Here is a 20,510-nt window from a genome sequence, read left to right on the forward strand (position 1 = left end):
GTCACGCCGCTCGCAACGCCAGCCGGGACCGGTCGAACCGACCCGCCGGCACGAACCGGCCGAGCACCGCTTCGGCAGGTTCCCCGGCAAAATCGGCGATCAGCTCATACGCCGCTTGCTGGGACGTGAGCCGCTCCACAGGCCTCGGATCATCCAGCAGACCAAAGAGTTTCGATGCGAACCGGGCGCTTGCGCTGGCCGCTGCGAAGAACAGTCCGCCGTACTCCGCGAGCTCGGGATCCGACAGGAAGAGCCGGGTGACCAGATGGGCGGCGCGGGCACGGTGCCGGTAGAAGTCCTCGAACACCGCTGTCAGCCACGCGGTGTCGAACGGACCGTCGTGTGCGGAGGCCTTGCGTACCAGTGTCGCGGCCTGCACGAGTCCGCCTTGTGCGCCCTGCCCGGCAATCGGATCGAACGCCACCGCGGTGTCGCCGAGCGCCGCGACCGGATGCCCACCGGCCGTGTGGCCGACCCCCGAGCGCACCACTTGGGTGACCCCGCCGGTCAACCACGAATGCTGGTCGTCCTCGATCACCGCCAATTCGCTGACCTCGGGCAGATCCCAGTCGATGTAGTCGCGGTGCAACTCGGTGATCGTCCGCAGCGCGGATGTGGCGCTGTCCACCGCGGCGAACCGGCGGTCCCAGTCGCTGTCCGGCCGGGCCCAGCCGAGGAAGGCCCAGGAGGGGCCGGCGTCCTTGTGCAGATACGGACCCAACCACGAGTCGCCCTGATCGCTGATCACGGTGAAGGCGCTGTGCCTGCCGCCTGCAGCGCTGCGGTGCGCGAAAACCTCTGGCCCGTAGGGCAACCCGGTTACCGTCAGGGCCAGGAGTCGGCGCTGCGGACGGTCGTACACCGTGCGCTCGGGGTTGGTCGGGAACAGTGACGAGAGCCCACCGCGGCCCGTCGCCACCAGGGTCAGGTCGACGCCGGCGGCGATGCCGTCGAGGCGGTCCGGGCCGACCGTCTCAACGACGAACCTGCCGCCGCGCTGCTGGAACAGGGTGAGCCGATCGTCGGCCTTGAGCCGCGTGTCGACCGCGACCCCGACGAAGCCGTCGAACGATGCATCGAACGCGACCTCCTCGGGACGAGCCGGATCGGAACCGTCGACCACCCGCACGCTCTGGCCGGTCGAGGTCGGAGCGGTGGCCAGGTAGGTGTTGAGGCCAAGGCTCTCCTCAGCGCGCTGGGCCGTGCCGAAGATCAGCGCCGTCCCGGTCGCAGGCACGCTGTCGCGCAGGCTGCGCTGATCCCGGTCGCTGTACACCGTGACGTCAAAACCGTTGTCCAACAACCCCAGTGCCGCGGTAAGCCCCGTCTGGCCGGCTCCGATGATGGCAGCGGAGCGCCCGCTCGATGTCGTCATGGCACCGACTATGGGCGCAGCGCCGCCCTGCGTTAAGAAACTGGCTCAGCGTGATCGCAAAGCCTCAGTGCCCCCTGGCGACCCAATCGTCGTAATGGACGATCTCCCCGCCGATGGTGGTGGTGTCACCGTGTCCGGTGTACACGACGGTCTCCCCGGGCAGGGTACCGAGTCTTGTGCTGATGGAGTCCAGGATGGTGGGGAAGTCGGAGTAGGAGCGCCCGGTGGCACCCGGGCCGCCCTGGAACAGCGTGTCTCCGGAGACGACGGCGCCCAGGTCCGGTGCAGACCAGCAGACCGAACCGGGGGAGTGTCCGGGGGTGTGCAGGGCGTGCAGTTCGATGCCGCCGACGTGCAGTACCTGATTGTCGGCGACCGGGCGGAACTCGTTGTCGGGGTGGATTTCTCGCCACAGCATCTCGTCGGCGGGGTGCAGTAGCACCGGCGCGTCGAGGGCCTTGGAGAGTTCGGGCGCGACGGTGATGTGGTCGTTGTGACCGTGGGTGCACACCACCGCGACCACGTTGCGTCCGTTGACGGCGTCGATGATGGGGGCGGCGGTATGGGCGGCGTCGAAGACCACCACGTCGGAGTCGTCGCCGATGAGCCAGATGTTGTTGTCGACGTCCCAGGTGCCGCCGTCGAGGGAGAAGGTGCCGGAGGTGACCACCCGCTGAATCGCGCTCATAGCGCTCATAGTACGACCACCGATCGCAGCACCTCGCCGGCGTGCATCTTGTGGAAGGCCTCTTCGACGGCGTCCAGCGTGATGCGTTCGGTGACGAACTTCTGCAGGGGCAGGCGGCCCTGTAGATAGAGGGATATGAGGGTGGGGAAGTCGCGTTCGGGTAAGCAGTCGCCGTACCACGAAGACTTCAATGATCCACCGCGGGAGAAGAAGTCGACGAGCGGCATCTCCAGCCTCATGTCCGGGATCGGGACACCGACCAGCACGAGGGTGCCGGCCAGGGCGCGGGCATAGAAGGCCTCTTTCCAGGTTTCGGGGCGTCCGACCGCGTCGATCACGACATCGGCGCCGACGCCGTCGGTGAGGTCCCGGATGGTTTCGACCGGATCGAGCTCACTGGCGTTGATGGTGTGGGTGGCGCCAAAGCCGCGGGCCCAGTTGAGCTTCGTGTTGTCGGTGTCGACGGCGATGATGGTCTTCGCGCCGACCAGGTGGGCGCCGGCGATGGCGGCATCACCTATGCCGCCGCAGCCGATGACGGCGACGGTGTCGTCGAGCGTGACCGCCCCGGTGTTGACGGCGGCGCCGATGCCCGCCATGACGCCGCAGCCGAGCAGCCCGGCGATGGCGGGGTCCGCGGTGGGGTCGACTTTGGTGCATTGACCTTCGGCCACCAAGGTTTTGTTGGCAAAGGCGCCGATGCCCAGGGCCGGGGTGAGTTCGGTGCCGTCGGTCAGCGTCATCTTCTGCTTCGCGTTGTGGGTGTCGAAACAGAGATGCGGGCGGCCGCGTTTGCAGGCGCGACACTCCCCGCACACCGCTCGCCAGTTGAGGATCACGAAGTCGCCTGGGGCGACGTGGCTGACACCCTCACCGATCGACTCGACGATGCCTGCGGCTTCATGCCCGAGCAGGAAAGGGAATTCGTCGTTGATGCCGCCGTCGCGGTAGGTCAGATCGGTGTGGCAGACCCCGCAGGCCTGGACCGTGACCACAACCTCACCAGGACCGGGATCCGGTATGACGATGTCGACCAACTCGACGGGGGCTTTGGCGCTACGGGCGATGACGCCACGAACAATATGGCTCATGTTCATAAGGTAGTACTGAGGGAACCGAAGTGAAGGCCTCATGCGCACCTTCGCGATACCGTTGGTTGTGGTCGACGATCGAACCGAACTTCTCGTCGTCGCGCGGTCGGCGTACCGGCGAAACGACTGGCGCACCAGTTACGAATCCTTCAGTCGTGTCGAAGGTGTGCAGGCACTCGACACCGACGATCTCGCGGTCTTCGCCGCGGTGGCCTGGCGCCAGGGCCACGGCGGGGAAGCCGTGCGCATCAATGAACGTGTCCACACCCGCTTATTGCGCACGGATCCGGTTCAGGCTGCCATGAAGGCGGCCGAACTCGGCCTGGCCTGGCTGGCTCGCGGCCATCTCGCGTTGGCGCGAAATTGGGCGCAGCGGGCCGAGGTGCTGCTGCGCGGTGTTCCCGAGGTCGGCGCACACGGTTACCTGATGTATCTCACCGGGGTGATGGCCGCCGATGCCGATGAATCGTCCCAACAGGGCGACGCGGCGCGGGCACTGACGGGTATCGCCGGGCGCATCGACGACGTGGCCGTGACGACGCTGGCCCGGGTGCTCGAGGGGCTCAACGCCGCTGCGGCGGGCGAGGCCGCCGGTGCCGCGACGCTCGACGACGTCCTGTTGCCGATGCTCGACGAGCGGGTGCCGATGGAGTGGGCCGGTGATGTCTACCGGCGGGTGTTGAGCCTCGCGCAGCGTCAAGCCGACCGCGAGCGGCTGCGGTCCTGGACTCGGTCGATGCAACAGTGGTGCGAAACCACGCAGGCCTCGCCATCGGCCTACCGCGCGATCTGCGATGTGTACCGACTCTCGGTGGAGCCGGGCGCTGACACCTCGGAGTTGATGCGTCGAGGCGTCGACTTGCGTCGCCTGGTCGCCGAAGTGGACGCTGTCGCGGCCGGTTTGGCGGACGGATTGCTTGCGCGTGGCATGGGGCGGACGGGCTAGATTCATCTTCTGATGAGCGCTGGCGCGAAGAGCAGATGGCACTGATGAGCGTTGCCGAGGTTCTGCAGGTCCTTGACGACTGGCCGGTGACGGCCGCGGCTGCCGCGGTGGTCGGGCCGTTCGGGGTGCATGCCACCCACGGCGATACGGCCAAGCCGTTCGCGCTGGCGTCGGTGACCAAACCGCTGGCGGCGCGCGCCGCGCAGATCGCGATCGAGGAAGGCGTCGTCGAACTCGACACACCGGCCGGGCCGCCGGGATCGACGATCCGGCATCTTCTCGCGCATTCCTCGGGTGTGGCCATGCTGTCGACCGAGGTCCTCGCCAAGCCCGGTGCCCGGCGCATCTACTCCAACGCCGGATTCGCGCTGCTGGCGCAGGTGATCGAGAAAGAGTCGGGGATCGAGTTCGGTCAGTACCTCGCCGAGTCGGTGTTCGAGCCACTCGGGATGTCGGCGTCGACGCTGACCGGCGGAGCCGCGGCCGCCGGATACGGGGGCACGTCGACAGTCTCCGACCTGGCGAAGTTCGCTCGTGAGCTGCTACGGCCGGCGCTGGTCTCCCCGGCGATGCACACGGCCGCGACCGAGGTGCAGTTTCCCGGCCTCGCCGGCGTGTTACCGGGATTCGGCGTGCAGCGGCCCAACGACTGGGGGCTTGGGTTCGAGATCCGCGACAGCAAATCGCCGCACTGGACCGGTGCGACCAACTCGCCGTCGACGTTCGGTCATTTCGGCCAGTCAGGGACGTTTGTGTGGGTGGATCCCGACGCCGATGTGGCGTTGGTGGTGCTCACCGACCGCAACTTCGGAGAGTGGACGTACCCGCTGTGGCCGGCCATATCTGATGGTGTCCTGAGAGAAATCGGGTCAGACTAGCGCAACATAGGCCACACAAGGCACAATAGACACGCGCGACACACAACTGCATTACTCGATCGGTATCGCTAGGTCGTTGGGGAAGACGTCCCTCGTGAAGCCGAAGGAGAAGCAGATGCGTGCGTCGAACCAGTTCGCCGACGCGGCGACGGGTGTGGTGTACATCCACGCCTCACCCGCGGCGGTCTGCCCGCATGTCGAGTGGGCGTTGTCGTCGACCCTGTCGGCGCGGGCGAACCTCAAGTGGACGCCCCAGCCGGCAATGCCGGGGCAGCTACGTGCCGTCACCAATTGGGTCGGCCCGGTCGGCACCGGAGCGCAGTTGGCCAATGCCCTGCGCTCGTGGTCTGTGCTGCGGTTCGAGGTGACCGAGGACCCCAGCGCCGGCGTCGACGGCCACCGGTGGTGCCACACCCCGCAGCTCGGTCTGTGGAGCGGAGCGATGAGCGCCAACGGCGACGTCATGGTCGGCGAACAGAGGCTGCGCACCCTCATGGCCGGTGGTGCTGACATGCTCGCCGCCGAACTGGACTCCGTGCTCGGCACGGCCTGGGACGAATCGCTGGAGCCCTACCGCGACGGCGGCGAGACCGGCGAGGTCAGCTGGCTCAACAGGGGAGTCGGCTGAGGCCGCCCGCAGAGGGCCCTCAGCCGCGCTGCCACAGGCAGTAGCCGGTGAGCGTGGCCATGAACAGATGATCGCCGACCTCGAGTGTCAGGGGCCGGCCTGGGTCGGCGGCATGGAACTCGGGCGAGGACGTCTCGCCGGGAGCCAAGACATCGACAACCTCGGCGCGGCACGTTGTTTCGTCGGTCTGCGGAGTTCCGGTCCACGTACCGGCGTGCACTTCCGGATTCCGTCGGCCCTGACCGTGCAGGATCAGCCCGGACCCGGTGGTCAGCCAACGATCGGAAGCGGGATACGGATCGAGATACGGCGCCCACGTGCCGCCGGTGCACCGCAGGAGATCCTTGGCGGTCCCTGTCTCTGCGGCGGGCTGGGGCAGTGCCGTCAACGCACCGTCGAAATTCTCGCCGCACCCCGAGCCGGCCTGCGGCGGTGCCGGGCCGGGCTCGGGATCCGCGCGAGCGTAGGAACCTGCGCCGAGGACGACGACCGCGCCCAGCGCGACGGCCAGCGCGCCGACACTGCCGATGCGCCTGGTTGCATCCATGAGGCTCCGTACGAGTCGATCCATCAACCTGTCGAAACGTACCGTGCGATTCAGTGCACCGCGACGAACACGCGAAAGTCCCTCAGGCCGTCCGGTAATGCGCGGGGTCGGGTTCGGAGAGCATGTCGGTGAGCGTGGCACGGTCGAACGGCCACAGGTCGATGGTGCCGTTGTCGGTGAAGTACCACGAGTTGCAGCCGGTGTTCCACACGGTGGGCCCGAGCGCTTCTGCCACTGCGGCATTGAACTCGTCGGTGGCCGACTCGGTGACCTCCACTGCGGTCACCTCACCGGCGGCGAGTCGGCGTAGCCACTTCACGATGTAGCGCGCGGTCAACTCCGCCGAGTACTGCAGCGGGATGGACCCGGTCGGCGAGTTCGGACCGAGGACGGTGAACAGGTTGGGAAATCCCGGGATTGCGGTCATCCGGTAGGCCCGCGGGCCCTTGACCCAGGCGTCGTCGAGCGTCATTGCGTCGCGGCCGACGATCCGCATCGGCCGCATGTAGTTGTGGGCTTGAAATCCGGTGGCCAGGACCACGACATCGATGTCATGGTGTTCGCCGGAGGTGGTACGGATACCGGTCGCGGTGAACGCGTCGATGCGATCGGTGACCAGTCTCGCGTTGGGCCGGGTGATGGCGCGGTAGTAACTGCCCGACACCACCTGCCGCTTGCACAGCGGTTGGTAATCCGGAGTGAGCTCGGCGCGCAACCGCGGATCCCGGATTTGGAACCGCAGACTCCATCTCGCGTAGGACTGCACGAGGGTACGGCGCCAGGACGGCTTGGTGACGATGTCAGCCAGAATGCCCGATGCCCACAGCAACCTTCGATACGCGGCGTCGTGTAGGGCCGGCCAGCGACGCATCATCCGGGCGAGCACCTTCGGCTGCCGCAGCCCCATCGGAGCCCACAGGATCCACTGCGGAGATCTGGCGAAATGGGTGATCGCCTCGGCATCGGGCTGCAGGGCCGAAACCACCTGCACGCCGGTCGATCCCGTGCCGATGACCGCGATGCGTCGTCCCGCGGTGACAACGTCGGGGTCCCAACTGGCAGTGTGCACGATCGGGCCTTGGAAGCTGTCCATGCCCGCGACATCGGGCACGAACGGATGATGCAGTACCCCGGTCGCGCAGACCACGACATCGGCGGTCAGTGTGTCACCCGCGCCGGTGGTCACCGACCAGGTGCAATCGGCTGTGTCATAGCGCATCTCGGTGACCTCGGTGTCGAAGCGGAGATATCGCTGCAGCCCGAAGCGCTCGACGACGTCGCGGTGGTATTGCTGAATCTCCGTGCCGCTGGCCCAGAGATGGCCCCAGTCAGGCTTGGGGGCGAACGAGAACTGGTAGATCTGCGACGGGACGTCACAGGTGAGGCCGGGATAGCGGTTCCAGTGCCAGACCCCGCCGACGTCGGACCCTTTTTCCAGAATCGTCAAATTGGTGAAGCCTGCTTGGGTGAACGTGTACGCCGTGGCGATCCCGGCCATGCCCGCGCCCACGATGACGATCCGAAGCTCGCGGTTCATCGGACCTCCTCACTGACGGCCAGCGCCCGTTTGACCGTGGCCGGCGCGGTGCGCAGCGCCGCGTCGAAGGCCGCGCGTCGACGGTCGCGCCGCATGAAATGGGCGCCCAGCCCCGCCAGGTCGGCATCATCGGGACGGATGACCACCACCTGTGTACCGCGCGCCCGCACCGCGGCGACCTCGCGGTCGAGTCCTTCCGACATCGGTCTGCGCAACAGGCGGTCCTCTGCGAGGCCCCCGAAACCCGGTGCCCGGCAGCCGCGCTCGGAGGACATCGGCGCGATGACGTAGACGAGATCGGCGTCGTCGCGGCCGATCAGGTCGACCGATGCGGTCGACGCAGCACCACCGTCGACGAAGTGCCGGTCGCCGATGGTGACCGGCGGCATCCAGCCGGGGATGGCCCAGGAGGCGCGCAGCGCCTCACCCGTACCTGCGCGGGGAGCGCCGGGGGAGCCGAACGCGACGCGTTCGCCGCGTCGGTAGTCGAAGGCGACCATGCGGACCCCCGGATGAGCCACCCAGCCGGAGGTGCCGGTGAAGCCGCCGGCGAGGCGTTGCAGCCAGCTCGCGTCACCGCGCCCGACCGGGGCCACGCCGGTCGCCGCGGCGAGCCCGCGCTGGGTGCGGAGCAGTCGCGGATTGAGCAACCCCGGCAAGGGAATCGGCGGAAAGCTGGCCGGGGTGTCGGCGATGTGGCGGCGCAATCGCTCGTCGGTGCTGGTGCCCAGGTGCATCGCGACGAGGTCGTCCACCGATGCACCGCCGCCGAGCATCGTGACGAGTTCAGCGCCCGCCGACGTGCCCTGCAACACCGAGGCGGTGGCGGGATCCCAGCCGGTCTGCTCGACGAGGGCGTGCAGCGCCGCGACGGTCCATGCCCCACCGATGGTTCCGCCGCAACCGATGACCAGTGCCGTGCTCATCGAGCCGCCCCCGAATCGGCGTGGCCGGCATGGGCTTTGGACTGCCGCTGGAGTCTCTGCAGATAATCCGCGCGTCCGCCCGCGTCGATCGCCGTCAGGGCACGGCGGTCGTCGAGCCTGGAACGCACTGCGCGTTCGAGGAATTCGGGGACCAGAGCGTCGACGAACGCCCATCCGGGCGCGACCCAGGCCGGCACCGACGTACGTGCGGCCCGAGTGCGGAGCGTGCGCAGGATGGCGCGGGCGACGTCGTCGGGATCCACCGTCGGTAACACGCCGCCGAGCTTCACCCCGGAGGACAACTCGGTGCGTACGGCCGACGGCAGCACTGCCGACACCGTGACTCCGGTGCCTGCGTACTCACGACGCGCGGCCAGCGATGCGCCGAGTGCGGCGAACTTGCTGGCGTTGTAGGTCACCATGCCGGGGATCGGGATCATGCCCGCCATCGATGCGACGTTGACAATATGCCCGGCACCCTGGTCGATCATGGTCGGCACCACCGCGCGCAGACCGTTGAGAACGCCGCGAACGTTCACGTCGAGGATCAGGTCGGTGGTGGCCTCGGGTTCGGCTTCGAACGCGCCCAGCGGCATCACGCCCGCGTTGTTCACCAGGATGTCGATGCGGCCCTCGGCATCGAGCACCTCGGCGATGAACCGGTCCCACGACGAGCGGTCGGTGACATCGAGGTGGGCACTGTGACAGCGTGGCATGCCTGCGGCCGTTGTAGCCGCGACGTCGGCATCCACATCGCCGATCCACACCGTGGCGCCGGCGTCCGAGAACACTTCGGCGGTCTTGGCGCCGATACCGCGGGCACCACCGGTGATGACGACGACCGAGCCGGCCACCGATGGCTTCTTACAGGAAAACTGCACGTCATGCCTCCCAATGGGTCATCTCACGAGCATTCAGATACTGACGGTATCCGAATACTCTGAGTAAATTCAATACCCAGAGTTCACCTCGAACTATCATCAGCGCATGCCGCGGCTGACCAGGGCGCAACGCCAGGAACGGACGCGGGCCGAGTTGTTGCAGGCCGCCAAGCATCGCTTCCTCCGGCACGGGTACGCCGCCACCAGCCTCGACGACATCGCCGACGACGCGGGCTTCTCGAAGGGCGCGGTGTACTCAAACTTCGGCAGCAAGCCCAACCTCTGCCGCGAGGTGCTTGAGCTCATCCACCGCGAGAAGTTCGACGAGATGGCCCAACTCGCGACCTCCGACGATGAACTCGAGGCTCGGGTGGCCGCCGTGAGCGCGTGGTTGGAGCGGACCGCCGGTGATGTCGGCTGGACCATGCTCGAACTCGAGTTCGTGGTGCTCTCACGCAACAATCCCGAACTGGGCGAGATGATCACGGCGCTGCGCAATGAAGCGGCGACCATGATCGTCGAAGTCCTGCAGTCGATGTCGGCCAAACTGGGGTTCACCGAGGAGCAACTGGCTGGCAGCGATGTGGCGGCCAGCCTCGCAGATCTCGGTAATCTTCTGCTCAGTGCCGGTATCGGGCTGGGGATTCAGCGCGCTGTCGATCCGTCCGTCCCGACGCGACCCATGACCGACGCGTTCGGTCATCTCGCCAAACTGCTGGCCGTGATGGGCTCGTCGGAGGACGACGCGGATTAGGGCACGAGGATGCGCAGTGCCTGCGGTACCGCGGACACCGTGACCGGGAGGGCCGCGGCGAAATCGCCGTCGGCGTAGGCGTTGATGCCGGGGCAGTCGACGTGCACCGTTGCGGCCCGCTTGGTGGTGATCTCGGGCAGGTTGACGTGCGTGCCCTTGAACACCGTCGGGAACAAGCGAATCAGCTTGGTGCGCGACGCCGAATGGGCCATGGTGATGTCGAGCAGGCCGTCGGCGTGGTCGGCGCCCGGGCAGATCAGCATGCCGCCGCCGTAGCTACGCGTATTGCCGAAGGCCGCCAGGGTCAGGGCGGTGGTGACCTCGGGCCCGTCGTCGAAGGCCAACCGGAACGGCAGCAGCCGCAGTTTCGACAACTCGGCGACCATGGCCACGTTGTACCGCATCCGGCCGTGCGGCCAGCTCATCCGGTTGGTGCGATCGCTGACCAACGAGTCGAACCCGGCAGCCATCACGGTGCCGAACCACTTCACGTCGCCGGCGCCATCGACGATGCGTCCCAGGTCGATGGTCTCGGTGTGGCCGGCGACGATCACATCGGCTGCGGCCTCGGGATCGCTTGTGGGCAGGCGGAATTCGCGGGCGTGATCGTTCCCGGTGCCGGCCGGGACGATGCCGAGCGGCACGCTGCCCTGGGCCAATTCCTGCAGGGCCAGCGAGATCACGCCGTCCCCGCCGACCACCACGAGTGCGTCGGTGCCCGTGTCGAGGGCGTCGCGGACCAGGCGGCGGGCATGCTCGGCGTCGGTGCCCACGATGGCGCACACGTCGAGGCCTTGCCGCTGAAACCGGGCGACGGCGCGTTCAGCGGCATGCGGTGCGTTGCCGTGCCCGGACAGCGGGTTGGTCAGCACCGTGACGTGGCCGATACTCACGGAATCAGCTTGCCCGGATTGAGAATTCCGGCTGGATCCAGCGTGCGCTTGACGGCGCGCAGTACCTCGACGCCGAGATCGCCGATCTCGGCTCCCATCCACGGCCGGTGATCGGCGCCGACCGCGTGATGGTGGGTGATGGTGCCGCCGGTGCGCACCATGGCATCACTGGCCGCGGCCTTGGCGGCCCCCCACTGTTCGATCGGATTGCCGTGCTGGGCGGCGACGACGGTGAAGTACAGCGAGGCTCCGGTGGGGTAGACGTGCGATATGTGGCACATCACCAGCGCCGGCGCCAGCGCGGTCGTCAAGGCTTCGGTGACAGCGGCTTTCAATGCCGCGACGTTCGACCAGTTGGTCGCGGTTTCGAGCGTCTCGCACAGCGCACCGGCGGACAGCAGGGAATCCCGCAGGTATGGCGCGCCGAACCGGCCGTGCTCCCAGGCTCGGGCCGGGGCTTCGCCCAGTGACGTCCCGCCGTGTTGTTCCAGCACGGCGCGCGTTTCGGCATGACGGCTCTCGGTGTGGGCCGCGGTGCCTTCGAACACCGTGATGGCCAGGCAGCCGCCGGTGATGCTCTGCTCGCCGATGCTTTCCGTGGTGGCCAGGTTGACGCCCGTCTCCACCTCGTCGGACAACCGGATCACGGTCGGACCGGTTCCGGTCTGGGTGACGGCGCGCAGCGCGGCGGCGCCGGTGGCGAAATCGGGAAACGACCACGCCTCGTAGCGGGTCGACTCGGGAACGGGGTGGACCCGCACCCGCACCCGGGTGATGATCCCGAACACGCCCTCCGAGCCGACGATCAGTTGGCGCAGATCCGGTCCGGCCGCCGACGCGGGGGCGCGGCCGAGATCGAGAACTCCGGCCGGCGTCACCACCCGCACCCCGCGGACCATGTCGTCGAACCGGCCGTAGCCCGCCGAGTCCTGTCCCGAGGAACGGGTGGCGGCGAACCCGCCGACGCTGGCGAACTGGAAACTCTGCGGGAAGTGCCCGAGTGAGAATCCCTGTGCGCCAAGTAGTCTCTCCGCATCCGGCCCGGTGACGCCGGCCTCCAAGTCGGCCTCGCCGGATACGTCGTCGAGGCTGATCAACCGGTTCAGGCGGCGCAGATCGAGCGTGATGACGGCGGTGAGCTCACCGCGGATCGGATCCAGCCCGCCGACCACGCTGGTGCCGCCGCCGAACGGGACGACCGCGATGCGCTGGGCTGAACAGTAGGTGAGAAGCTCGGCTATCTCGTCCTCGGAACCGGGCAACAGCACCGCGTCGGGAGCATCCTGTGCTTCAGAATCCTTGCGGCGCAACAGATCCACGGTCGATTTTCCGCCGGCATGCAGCAGCCGGGACGTGTCGTCGGTGGCGCAGTACGGCGCGCCGACGATCGCGGCCAACTCGGCGCGGTGCGTCTCGTCAAGCGCCGACGGCCGCAGCCGAACCTGCTCGGCGGTGACGTCGGGAAACTGGGTTTCGCTGATGCCGAGGGCCTGGTGCAGTAGGGCTCGGATCCCGTCGGACAGCGGTTTGGCCGCCTGGGGGTCGCCCCAGGCATTCCATTTCATCGGGGGCAGGAGCTGCTCAACCGGGCGCGTCATGCGTTACAGTATTACACATGGTGTCAATCAGTAACGACGGAGCGGCTGAGTCTCTGGGGGACCGGATCCTCGATGCGGCCGCCAGCTGCGTACTGGCCTACGGCATCGACCGGGTCACCTTGGCCGAGATCGCGCGCCGCGCCGGCGTCAGCCGACCTACCGTCTACCGCCGCTTCCCGGACACCCGCTCGATCTTGGCGGCGCTGCTCACCGCGCGGATCGTGCACGTGCTCGACGACGTCGAGAGCACGGGATCCGGGCGTGAACCCTTGGTGGCCCGGATCGTTCGGGTCGCGCAACGGCTGCGGCACGACGAGGTGATCATGGCGGTGCTGCACACCGCGCCGGAGCTGGCCATGGTGTACATCGCAGAGCGACTGGGCACCAGCCAACAGATCCTGATCGACGCGGTGGCCGGCGAGCTCAAGCTCGCGCAGGAAGACGGCAGCGTACGCGGAGGCGACCCGCGTCAACTTGCCACCATGTGCCTGCTGATCACGCAGTCGGCGATCCAGTCGGCGCAGATGGTGGAGCCGATCCTGGATGCCGACGCGCTCGCCCGTGAACTGACCCTCGCACTGAACGGATACCTCGCGCCATGAGCCGCTCCGCCGCACTCAACCGGGCCCGCCGCGTGAACGAACTCGCCGCGCTGGCCGATGGTGAACAGCTCGATGTGCTCGTCATCGGTGGTGGCATCACCGGCGCAGGCATCGCGCTGGATGCCGCCACCCGCGGGCTGAGCGTTGCCCTGGTGGAAAAACACGATGTCGCCTTCGGCACCAGCAGGTGGAGCTCCAAACTGGTGCACGGCGGGCTGCGCTACCTCGCGACCGGAAACGTCGGGATCGCGCGGCGCAGCGCCATCGAACGTGGAATCCTCATGACCCGCAACGCTCCTCACCTCGTCAAGGCCATGCCGCAGCTGGTGCCGCTGTTGCCGTCGATGAGCGGCCCGTCGCGGGCGCTGGTCCGCACCGGATTCGTCGCCGGGGACGGTTTGCGCAGGCTCGCCGGAACTCCCGCCACGGTATTGCCGCGGTCACGGCGGGTGGACGCCGCCCGCGCGGTCGAGTTGGCGCCCACTGTGCGTACCGACGGTCTGGACGGCGCATTTCTGGCCTACGACGGTCAGCTCATCGACGACGCCCGGCTGGTGGTCGCCGTCGCCCGTACCGCAGCCCAACACGGCGCCAAGATCCTGACCAGGCTCGCTGCCACTGGCGCACAACGCAATTCGGTCACGCTGACCGAGCAGGTCACGGGCGAGACGTTCGACGTGACCGCCCGTGCCGTGATCAATGCCACCGGCGTCTGGGCAGGCGAGGTGGACCCGTCCATCACGCTGCGACCGAGCCGCGGCACGCATCTGGTGTTCGATGCCGCGGCCTTCGGCAATCCGACTGCGGCGCTGACCGTGCCGATTCCGGGAGAGTTGAACCGGTTCGTCTTCGCGATGCCCGAACAGCTCGGCCGGGTATACCTCGGACTTACCGACGAAGATGCCCCCGGTCCCATACCCGATGTGCCGCAACCGACTCCGGGTGAGATCACCTTTCTGCTGGACACGGTGAACGGCGCATTGGCCACGGCACTGACCCCTGGTGACGTGCGCGGCGCCTACGCGGGGCTGCGGCCCCTGATCGAGGGCACCGCGGACGCGAGGAGCACCGGGGGCACCGCGGACGCGAGGGGTGCCGGGAGTACCGCCGACGTCTCCCGTGAGCATGCCGTCGTCGAGTCACCCGACGGTGTGCTGAGTGTCATCGGCGGCAAGCTTACGGAATACCGGTATATGGCCCAGGACGTCCTGGACCGCGCGGTCGCGCTGCGCGGCTTGCCCGCCACCGCGTGCCGCACCCGCAATCTGCCCCTGGTGGGCGCCCCGGCCAATCCGGTGTCGACGTTGCGCGCGCCGATGGAGCTGCCACTGTCCCTGGTGGCCCGCTACGGAGCCGAGGCGCCCAACGTCGTCGCGCAAGCCGGCTGCGACCGCCCGACCGAGCGTGTGGCTGACGGGATCGACGTGACGCGAGCGGAGTTCGAATACGCCGTGACGCACGAGGGCGCGCTGACCGTCGACGACATCCTGGATCGGCGCACCCGCATCGGCCTGGTGGCCGACGACCGGGCCCGGGCGGCGGAGGTTGCCGCGGAGTTCCTGGCGCGGGTGTGACCGCAGGTATATTGAGGCGGAACTGATCCGTATCGACAGGATGGTCCGTCATGGCAGGTGCTGCGTCGACATCGAGCCCGCGGCGCAGCCCGGGGCGCCTGGACCGCTCTCGTGACCCGCAGATTCTCGATGCAGCCCTGCGGGGTGTGGCAGAACTGGGGTATGACCGGCTCACCATGGACGACATCGCGGCGCGGGCCGGCGTGGGCAAAGCGGCGATCTATCGGCGGTGGCCGTCGAAGCCCGTCGTGATCGCCGATGCGATCGCGCACTGGCGGCGCCGTCAGGGTTCGGTCGAACTACCCGACACGGGAAGCCTGCGCGGCGACATCGAAGCGATCGTCGCTGCGGTACCCGAATTCGACGACGCTGGGCTGAGCACGATTCAGGTGATTGTCGGGGTCGCGACGGCCGCGATGCACGATCCCGTCCTTGCGGCCGCCTTGGACGACCTTGTGCTCTCCCCTCCTCGCCAGATGATCCGGCTGCTGCTCGACCATGCGCAGGCGCGTGGCGAGATCCCGTCCGGGCGCGACCTGAGCCTGATACCGGACGTGGCGCTGGGCCTCAACGTGGTGCGGGTGATCACCGGGCGGCCGATCGACCGGGTCTTCGTGCGGCGGGTGCTCGAGGACGTCATCCTGCCGCTCGCCGGCGCACCGGCGCCGTAGCGGTTGCCAGGCGCAGCCCGCAGTGCCAGAGTGGACCTAGGCGGAACTGAACAGTTCCGTGTGGAGGAGGGGCCATGAACGAGGTTCGAGTCCCGGTACTGATCGTCGGCGCGGGGGTCGCGGGGCTGGCCTGCGCGGACCTGCTGGCTCAGCACGGCGTCGAATCGATGCTGGTGGAAAAACGGCGTGAGGCCTTCGTCTACCCGAAGGCCCGCAATATCACCTGCCGCACGCTCGAGATCCTGCGGTCACTGGGCTTGGGTGACCAGGTGCACGCGGTGGCCGACGGCGTTACCAGCATGATGCTCAAACCGACGCTGAACAGCCCGTCGGCCGAGCCGGCGATGGACGTCGACGCGATCTTCGCCGTGTTCGACGGCCTCAGTCCCGAACCGGTTGCCCAGTACTGCCCGCAGAGCCACCTGGAACCCATGCTGCTCAACGACATTCGTCGTCGCGGGAGCCGGGTTCGGTACGGCACCAGCCTGGTGGGCTTCACAGAGAAACCTGACGGCGTCACCGCCGAGCTGAGCTCGGAGGTCGGTAGCCAGACGGTGCACGCCGACTATCTGATCGCCGCGGACGGGGTACGCAGCCCGATCCGGACCATGCTCGGCACCGGCACCTCAGGCTACGGGGCGCTGCCGATCTTCGTGGTGTTCATCTACTTCCGGGCTCCGTGGCGATCACTCGTGCCCGAGTTGGGTGAAGGCGACGCGATCCAGGTGCGCAACCCCGACGCGGACGGCATCTTCCTCGTCGTCGAGGGCGACCGCGGCATGTTCATCACCACCTATCTGCCCGAACGCGGTGAATCTGCCGAGCAGTTCACTGCCGAACACTGCCGCGACATTCTCGTCGCGGCGATCGGTGAACCGATGGACGTGGAGATCATCGAGGTGGCGCCGTGGCAGCCCTACGAACGGGTGGCCGATCAATTTCGCACGGGACGAACATATCTCGTGGGCGACGCGGCGCACACCATGCCGCCGTTCAAGGCCGGCGGCGCGAACACCGCGATCCAGAGTGCACACAACCTCGCCTGGAAGTTGGCGGCCGTCCATCACGGCATCGCGGGCCCCGGCCTGCTCGCGACCTATCACGACGAGCGGTATCCGATCGGCCGGTTCGCCGCCCGCCAGTCGCTCATCGGGCCGCCGCTGGCGCTGCTCAAGCTGGATGGCACGTCGCCCGGCCTGGCCGCCGGAGAAGAGGCGCCGCTGTTCACGATGGTGCTCGGCTACCAATACCATTCTGCGGCAGTGGCTTCCGACGCCACACCGCCCGGCACCGTGACCTTCGTCGACGAGTTGACCGGCCAACCGGGCACCCGCATGCCGCACATCTGGCTGCCCCGCGACGGGGACCGGGTGTCAACGTTGGACTTGATCGACTCCGGATTCGCGGTGTTCACCGCGGGGGATCCGGCGGCGTGGACGGCCGCCGCCGCGCGGGTGGCGGCCACCTTCGGGGTGGAGGTCACGGTGCATGCGCTGGGCGACGACGGGGCTGCGCACACCGGGCTCGGTGCCGGCGGCGCGCTGCTGGTGCGGCCCGACGACTTCGTCGGCTGGCGTACCGAGACCCTGCCCTCGGACCCGGAAACCGCTCTGCGTCAATCACTTTCCGCGATCCTCGACCGTTGAGTGCGGTTCGTCGGCGAGGATCGCGTCGCGTACCGCCGAGGCGGTGTGACGCTGCCATAGCGCCTGGATGGGTACCAGCAGCGGCGGATCCAGGTCGATGACCGCGACCCGTCCGGCGATGGCGGGACCGGCCGGCGTCGTGACGAACGCGACCGCGCCGGTGGTGAGTGGCGCGGCGACCGTGGCCGCCCCCTGGACCCGGCTCACCACGTAGTCGGGTTCGAATCCGGCGCGGCGGCAGGCGCCCATCAGAAAGTCGCTGTAGTAGGACGCGCCCGGTGGCGCCCACAGGGTGATCCGCTCGCCGGCCACCTCGGTGATGTCTGCCGTCGCGCGGCGCGCCAGCGGGTGCTCGGCCGGCACCGCCAGTCGCACCCGGTCGTAACCCACGACGGCGGTGGCCAACTCGCTGGTGGGTACCACGGCGCGGCGCAGTCCCAGCGCCACCGTGCCGTCCAACACTGCGTCGACGAGTTGATCGGGGTAGAGCTGCCGGAACGTGAACGACGTGTCCCCGCAGGCCGTGATCGCCCGTTCCAGCCGGGTGTACACCTCGGCGCCACTCAGGGCAGGGGTGTGGCCGACGACGTAGACCTCGTCGGTGCCTGCGGCCTGCCGCACCCGTTCGGAGACCGTGCGGGCGGCGGCGAGCAGAACCCGGCCCTCGCTGCGCAGCAACTCGCCGGCCCGGGTCAGGGCGACCCGCCGGCCCTCGCGGACGAACAGTGTGGTGGCGAGCTCTTTCTCCAGCTGAGCAACCGAGCTGCTGAGCGCCTGCTGGCTCAGGTGCAGCTCATCGGCGGCCCGGGTGAAGCCCCCGGCTTCGGCGACCGCGATGAAATGACGCAAACGCCGTAGGTCGGGGATGCGCTCGCTCATCGCGCCAGCCTACCTACAAGGGATCCTTGTTGAAAGGTCGAATTTTTGCGTTACTCATTTGTGAGTTTGCTGGCTAGCCTCGGAGCCATGAGCAAACTGGAAGGTAAATCCGCGATCGTTGCCGCAGGCGCCAAGAACCTGGGCGGTCTGATCAGCACCACACTCGCCGAGCGCGGCGTCAACGTCGCCGTCCACTACAACAGCGCGTCCAGCGAGGCGGACGCCGACAAGACGGTGGCCGCGGTGCAGGGCGCCGGAGTGAAGGCCATCAAGGTGCAAGGCGATCTGACCGTGCCGGCCAACGTCGAGAAGCTCTTCGACGCCGCGGTCGACGCGTTCGGCAGCGTCGACATCGCGATCAACACCGTGGGCAAGGTGCTGCGCAAGCCGTTCGTGGAAACCACTGAGGCCGAATACGATTCGATGTTCGACATCAACGCCAAGGCGGCTTACTTCTTCCTGCAGCAGGCCGGCAAGCGCCTGGCCGACAACGGTTCGGTGGTCACCATCGTCACCGCGCTGCTGGCGGCCTATACCGACGGCTACTCGACCTACGCCGGCTCGAAGAGCCCGGTCGAACACTTCACCCGTGCGGCGTCCAAGGAGTTCGGGGTGCGTGGCATCAACGTCAACAACGTCGCGCCCGGCCCGATGGACACCCCGTTCTTCTACCCGCAGGAGACGCCCGAGCGCGTCGAGTTCCACAAGTCGCAGGCCATGGGCAACCGGTTGACCGAGATCACCGACATCGCGCCGCTGGTCGTGTTCCTCGCCGGTGACGGGCACTGGATCAACGGGCAGACCATCTTCGCCAACGGCGGCTACACCACGCGGTAGCCGTGCCGAAACGCCGAATGGCCAGTTATTGCACGGCTTTTCGCCTTAGATGTGCAATAACTGGCCATTCGCGCCAGCTGAGTGGTTACAGCGGGATGTTCTTGTGGCGGCCGCGGCGGTGCGGCGCCTCAGCCAAGGCCTGGGTGATCTTGCTGCGGGTGTGGGCCGGGTCGATCTTCTCGTCGACCACGCCGATCTCGATGGCCGAATCCACCCCGCCGGCGATGCGCTCGTGCTCGACCGCCAGCTCCTCGTGCAGGGCCTCGCGCTCGGCAAGGTCTTCGACGGCAGCCAGCTTCTTCTTGTGCAGGATGCCGACGGCGGCCTTGGCACCCATCACGGCGACCTCGGCGTCCGGCCACGCGAACACCTTGGTGGCGTTGAGCGACCGCGAGTTCATCGCGATGTAGGCGCCGCCGTAGATCTTGCGGGTCACCAGCGTGACGCGGGGGACCGTCGACTCACCGAAGGCGTGCAGCAGCTTGGCGCCGCGTCGCACGACACCGCCCCATTCCTGGTCCACACCGGGCAGGTAGCCGGGCACGTCAACCAGAACCACCAGCGGGATGCCGAAGGCGTCGCACAGCCGCACGAAACGTGCCGACTTCTCGGCACTTTCGGAGTTCAGGCAGCCGCCCAGGCGCAGCGGGTTGTTCGCGATCACGCCGACCGAACGCCCGGCCAGCCGGCCCAGGCCCACGACGATCGACGGGGCCCACTTGCCCTGGAACTCCTCGAACGGCACACCCTCGTCGAGCAGAGCGGTGATCAGCGGGTGCACGTCGTAGGCACGACGGGCCGACTCCGGCAGCAGCGCGTGCAGGTCGGAGTCTCCCGACTCGGCCTTGGTGCGGTCGAAATGGCCCTGCTGGCAGAACAATCCGACCAGCCGGCGGCCGCGCTCGTAGGCGTCAAGTTCGTCGTCGGCGACGATGTGGCACACGCCGGACTTCTTGTGGTGGGCGTCGGGGCCGCCCAGCGACACCATGTCGACGTCCTCGCCGGTGACACTGCGCACGACGTCAGGGCCGGTGACGAACACCTTGCTGTCCGGGGCCATGATGATCACGTCGGTCAGCGCCGGGCCGTAGGCCGCGCCGCCTGCCGCGAAGCCGACGACCACCGAGATCTGCGGGATGTAGCCGGACGCGCGGATCATCGCCTCGAACACCAGGCCGACGGCATGCAGGGCCCTGACGCCCTCGGCCAGCCGGGCACCGCCGGAGTGCCAGATGCCGACGATCGGGCTCTGGTCCGCGATGGCGGTGTCGTAGGCGTTGACGATGTGGGCGCAGCCGTCCACACCCATCGCGCCGCCCATCACAGTGCCGTCGGTGCAGAACGCGACGGTCCGTACACCGTTGACGGTGCCCGCGGCGGCGAGCACACCGGAACGGTCACGCTCGTGCAGCAGTTCGACGTCGCAGCCGTCGTCGAAGAACGTCTTGAGCCGGAGCAGTGGATCGCGCGGATCGAGTGATTCGGCAGCCGCCTCGGGGGCCATGATGGTCATACAAACCTCCTTGTAGCTGTCGGATGCCGGCCAGCCTTGCGGGAAT

The 20,510-nt window shown here is 68.0% G+C and carries 20 protein-coding genes; 9 read left to right on the forward strand and 11 right to left on the reverse strand.

All coding sequences use genetic code 11. From position 1 onward, the window contains the following. Position 1 precedes the first annotated feature (1 nt). The 3 genes from BTO20_RS13055 to BTO20_RS13065 form a co-directional block, all read right to left on the reverse strand. Positions 2-1,375: a styrene monooxygenase/indole monooxygenase family protein gene (locus BTO20_RS13055; RefSeq protein ID WP_087076446.1), complete on the reverse strand. Its 1,374-nt coding sequence runs from the start codon at positions 1,373-1,375 to the stop codon at positions 2-4. Between the two features lie 64 nt (positions 1,376-1,439). Then, positions 1,440-2,063 (reverse strand): MBL fold metallo-hydrolase, encoded by a 624-nt coding sequence (locus BTO20_RS13060; RefSeq protein WP_198344370.1) that lies wholly within the window; start codon positions 2,061-2,063, stop codon positions 1,440-1,442. Positions 2,064-2,068: 5 nt separating this feature from the next. Next, the gene (locus tag BTO20_RS13065) at positions 2,069-3,154 is read right to left on the reverse strand and encodes an S-(hydroxymethyl)mycothiol dehydrogenase (protein WP_087082024.1); all 1,086 of its coding nucleotides are present in this window, start codon (positions 3,152-3,154) and stop codon (positions 2,069-2,071) included. Positions 3,155-3,194: 40 nt separating this feature from the next. On the opposite strand from BTO20_RS13065, the gene BTO20_RS13070 reads away from it, so the two are divergent. The 3 genes from BTO20_RS13070 to BTO20_RS13080 all read left to right on the forward strand — a co-directional run bounded on the left by BTO20_RS13070 (position 3,195) and on the right by BTO20_RS13080 (position 5,606). Further along, positions 3,195-4,100 carry a chemotaxis protein CheY gene (locus BTO20_RS13070; RefSeq protein ID WP_087076450.1) on the forward strand — a complete coding sequence of 302 codons (906 nt, stop codon included), beginning with the start codon at positions 3,195-3,197 and terminating at the stop codon, positions 4,098-4,100. Positions 4,101-4,144: 44 nt separating this feature from the next. Further along, complete coding sequence (locus tag BTO20_RS13075; RefSeq protein ID WP_087082026.1) at positions 4,145-4,978, forward strand: serine hydrolase domain-containing protein; 834 nt, start codon at positions 4,145-4,147, stop codon at positions 4,976-4,978. Between the two features lie 115 nt (positions 4,979-5,093). Next, the gene (locus BTO20_RS13080) at positions 5,094-5,606 is read left to right on the forward strand and encodes a DUF3145 domain-containing protein (RefSeq protein ID WP_036424776.1); all 513 of its coding nucleotides are present in this window, start codon (positions 5,094-5,096) and stop codon (positions 5,604-5,606) included. 19 nt (positions 5,607-5,625) lie between these two features. Here the strand turns inward: BTO20_RS13080 and BTO20_RS13085 are convergent, their stop codons facing one another. The 4 genes from BTO20_RS13085 to BTO20_RS13100 all read right to left on the reverse strand — a co-directional run bounded on the left by BTO20_RS13085 (position 5,626) and on the right by BTO20_RS13100 (position 9,470). After that, on the reverse strand, positions 5,626-6,153 hold the full coding sequence (locus tag BTO20_RS13085; protein WP_087076452.1) for a hypothetical protein: 528 nt from the start codon (positions 6,151-6,153) through the stop codon (positions 5,626-5,628). 82 nt (positions 6,154-6,235) lie between these two features. After that, positions 6,236-7,690: a flavin-containing monooxygenase gene (locus BTO20_RS13090; protein ID WP_087076454.1), complete on the reverse strand. Its 1,455-nt coding sequence runs from the start codon at positions 7,688-7,690 to the stop codon at positions 6,236-6,238. Beyond that, on the reverse strand, positions 7,687-8,616 hold the full coding sequence (locus tag BTO20_RS13095; RefSeq protein WP_087076456.1) for a patatin-like phospholipase family protein: 930 nt from the start codon (positions 8,614-8,616) through the stop codon (positions 7,687-7,689). Before BTO20_RS13095 ends, BTO20_RS13090 begins: the two co-directional genes overlap by 4 nt. Next, positions 8,613-9,470: an SDR family oxidoreductase gene (locus BTO20_RS13100; protein ID WP_332460301.1), complete on the reverse strand. Its 858-nt coding sequence runs from the start codon at positions 9,468-9,470 to the stop codon at positions 8,613-8,615. The genes BTO20_RS13095 and BTO20_RS13100 overlap by 4 nt, the downstream gene beginning before the upstream one ends. Positions 9,471-9,603: 133 nt before the next feature. Between BTO20_RS13100 and BTO20_RS13105 the strand changes: the two genes are divergently transcribed. Further along, a complete protein-coding gene (locus tag BTO20_RS13105) occupies positions 9,604-10,251 on the forward strand; it encodes a TetR/AcrR family transcriptional regulator (protein WP_087076459.1) in 648 nt (215 codons plus the stop codon). Here the strand turns inward: BTO20_RS13105 and BTO20_RS13110 are convergent. After that, a complete protein-coding gene (locus BTO20_RS13110; protein WP_087076461.1) occupies positions 10,248-11,144 on the reverse strand; it encodes a diacylglycerol kinase in 897 nt (298 codons plus the stop codon). The genes BTO20_RS13105 and BTO20_RS13110 overlap by 4 nt on opposite strands. Beyond that, positions 11,141-12,709: an FAD-binding oxidoreductase gene (locus BTO20_RS13115; RefSeq protein WP_087082028.1), complete on the reverse strand. Its 1,569-nt coding sequence runs from the start codon at positions 12,707-12,709 to the stop codon at positions 11,141-11,143. The genes BTO20_RS13110 and BTO20_RS13115 overlap by 4 nt, the downstream gene beginning before the upstream one ends. Before the next feature lie 50 nt (positions 12,710-12,759). On the opposite strand from BTO20_RS13115, the gene BTO20_RS13120 reads away from it, so the two are divergent. The 4 genes from BTO20_RS13120 to BTO20_RS13135 all read left to right on the forward strand — a co-directional run bounded on the left by BTO20_RS13120 (position 12,760) and on the right by BTO20_RS13135 (position 17,235). Then, positions 12,760-13,344, forward strand: a complete 585-nt coding sequence (locus BTO20_RS13120; protein WP_087076463.1) for a TetR/AcrR family transcriptional regulator — start codon at positions 12,760-12,762, stop codon at positions 13,342-13,344. Beyond that, positions 13,341-14,918 (forward strand): glycerol-3-phosphate dehydrogenase/oxidase, encoded by a 1,578-nt coding sequence (locus tag BTO20_RS13125; protein ID WP_087076465.1) that lies wholly within the window; start codon positions 13,341-13,343, stop codon positions 14,916-14,918. The genes BTO20_RS13120 and BTO20_RS13125 overlap by 4 nt, the downstream gene beginning before the upstream one ends. Positions 14,919-14,968: 50 nt before the next feature. Further along, the gene (locus BTO20_RS13130) at positions 14,969-15,589 is read left to right on the forward strand and encodes a TetR/AcrR family transcriptional regulator (protein WP_087076468.1); all 621 of its coding nucleotides are present in this window, start codon (positions 14,969-14,971) and stop codon (positions 15,587-15,589) included. Between the two features lie 74 nt (positions 15,590-15,663). Then, a complete protein-coding gene (locus BTO20_RS13135; protein ID WP_087076470.1) occupies positions 15,664-17,235 on the forward strand; it encodes an FAD-dependent monooxygenase in 1,572 nt (523 codons plus the stop codon). Here the strand turns inward: BTO20_RS13135 and BTO20_RS13140 are convergent. Next, entirely contained in the window at positions 17,209-18,114 is a 906-nt protein-coding gene (locus tag BTO20_RS13140; protein ID WP_087076472.1) for a LysR family transcriptional regulator, read from the reverse strand. The two genes, BTO20_RS13135 and BTO20_RS13140, sit on opposite strands and share 27 nt — an antisense overlap. Before the next feature lie 87 nt (positions 18,115-18,201). Here BTO20_RS13140 and BTO20_RS13145 point away from each other — a divergent pair, with 87 nt between their 5' ends. Then, positions 18,202-18,951 carry an SDR family oxidoreductase gene (locus tag BTO20_RS13145; protein WP_087076474.1) on the forward strand — a complete coding sequence of 250 codons (750 nt, stop codon included), beginning with the start codon at positions 18,202-18,204 and terminating at the stop codon, positions 18,949-18,951. Between the two features lie 85 nt (positions 18,952-19,036). Here BTO20_RS13145 and BTO20_RS13150 read toward each other — a convergent pair whose 3' ends face one another. Beyond that, a complete protein-coding gene (locus BTO20_RS13150; protein ID WP_087076476.1) occupies positions 19,037-20,464 on the reverse strand; it encodes an acyl-CoA carboxylase subunit beta in 1,428 nt (475 codons plus the stop codon). Positions 20,465-20,510 lie beyond the last annotated feature (46 nt).

The organism is Mycobacterium dioxanotrophicus (assembly GCF_002157835.1).
GTDB classification, from domain to species: domain Bacteria; phylum Actinomycetota; class Actinomycetes; order Mycobacteriales; family Mycobacteriaceae; genus Mycobacterium; species Mycobacterium dioxanotrophicus.

Coding starts and splice junctions, on each gene's coding strand:
- BTO20_RS13125 (WP_087076465.1), top strand. CDS start 13,341: ATGAGCCGCTCCGCCGCACTCAACCGGGCCCGCCGCGTGAACGAACTC.
- BTO20_RS13140 (WP_087076472.1), bottom strand. CDS start 18,114: ATGAGCGAGCGCATCCCCGACCTACGGCGTTTGCGTCATTTCATCGCG.
- BTO20_RS13075 (WP_087082026.1), top strand. CDS start 4,145: ATGAGCGTTGCCGAGGTTCTGCAGGTCCTTGACGACTGGCCGGTGACG.
- BTO20_RS13130 (WP_087076468.1), top strand. CDS start 14,969: ATGGCAGGTGCTGCGTCGACATCGAGCCCGCGGCGCAGCCCGGGGCGC.
- BTO20_RS13070 (WP_087076450.1), top strand. CDS start 3,195: ATGCGCACCTTCGCGATACCGTTGGTTGTGGTCGACGATCGAACCGAA.
- BTO20_RS13135 (WP_087076470.1), top strand. CDS start 15,664: ATGAACGAGGTTCGAGTCCCGGTACTGATCGTCGGCGCGGGGGTCGCG.
- BTO20_RS13055 (WP_087076446.1), bottom strand. CDS start 1,375: ATGACGACATCGAGCGGGCGCTCCGCTGCCATCATCGGAGCCGGCCAG.
- BTO20_RS13080 (WP_036424776.1), top strand. CDS start 5,094: ATGCGTGCGTCGAACCAGTTCGCCGACGCGGCGACGGGTGTGGTGTAC.
- BTO20_RS13150 (WP_087076476.1), bottom strand. CDS start 20,464: ATGACCATCATGGCCCCCGAGGCGGCTGCCGAATCACTCGATCCGCGC.
- BTO20_RS13095 (WP_087076456.1), bottom strand. CDS start 8,616: ATGAGCACGGCACTGGTCATCGGTTGCGGCGGAACCATCGGTGGGGCA.
- BTO20_RS13090 (WP_087076454.1), bottom strand. CDS start 7,690: ATGAACCGCGAGCTTCGGATCGTCATCGTGGGCGCGGGCATGGCCGGG.
- BTO20_RS13060 (WP_198344370.1), bottom strand. CDS start 2,063: ATGAGCGCGATTCAGCGGGTGGTCACCTCCGGCACCTTCTCCCTCGAC.
- BTO20_RS13115 (WP_087082028.1), bottom strand. CDS start 12,709: ATGAAATGGAATGCCTGGGGCGACCCCCAGGCGGCCAAACCGCTGTCC.
- BTO20_RS13085 (WP_087076452.1), bottom strand. CDS start 6,153: ATGGATGCAACCAGGCGCATCGGCAGTGTCGGCGCGCTGGCCGTCGCG.
- BTO20_RS13065 (WP_087082024.1), bottom strand. CDS start 3,154: ATGAGCCATATTGTTCGTGGCGTCATCGCCCGTAGCGCCAAAGCCCCC.
- BTO20_RS13105 (WP_087076459.1), top strand. CDS start 9,604: ATGCCGCGGCTGACCAGGGCGCAACGCCAGGAACGGACGCGGGCCGAG.
- BTO20_RS13120 (WP_087076463.1), top strand. CDS start 12,760: ATGGTGTCAATCAGTAACGACGGAGCGGCTGAGTCTCTGGGGGACCGG.
- BTO20_RS13145 (WP_087076474.1), top strand. CDS start 18,202: ATGAGCAAACTGGAAGGTAAATCCGCGATCGTTGCCGCAGGCGCCAAG.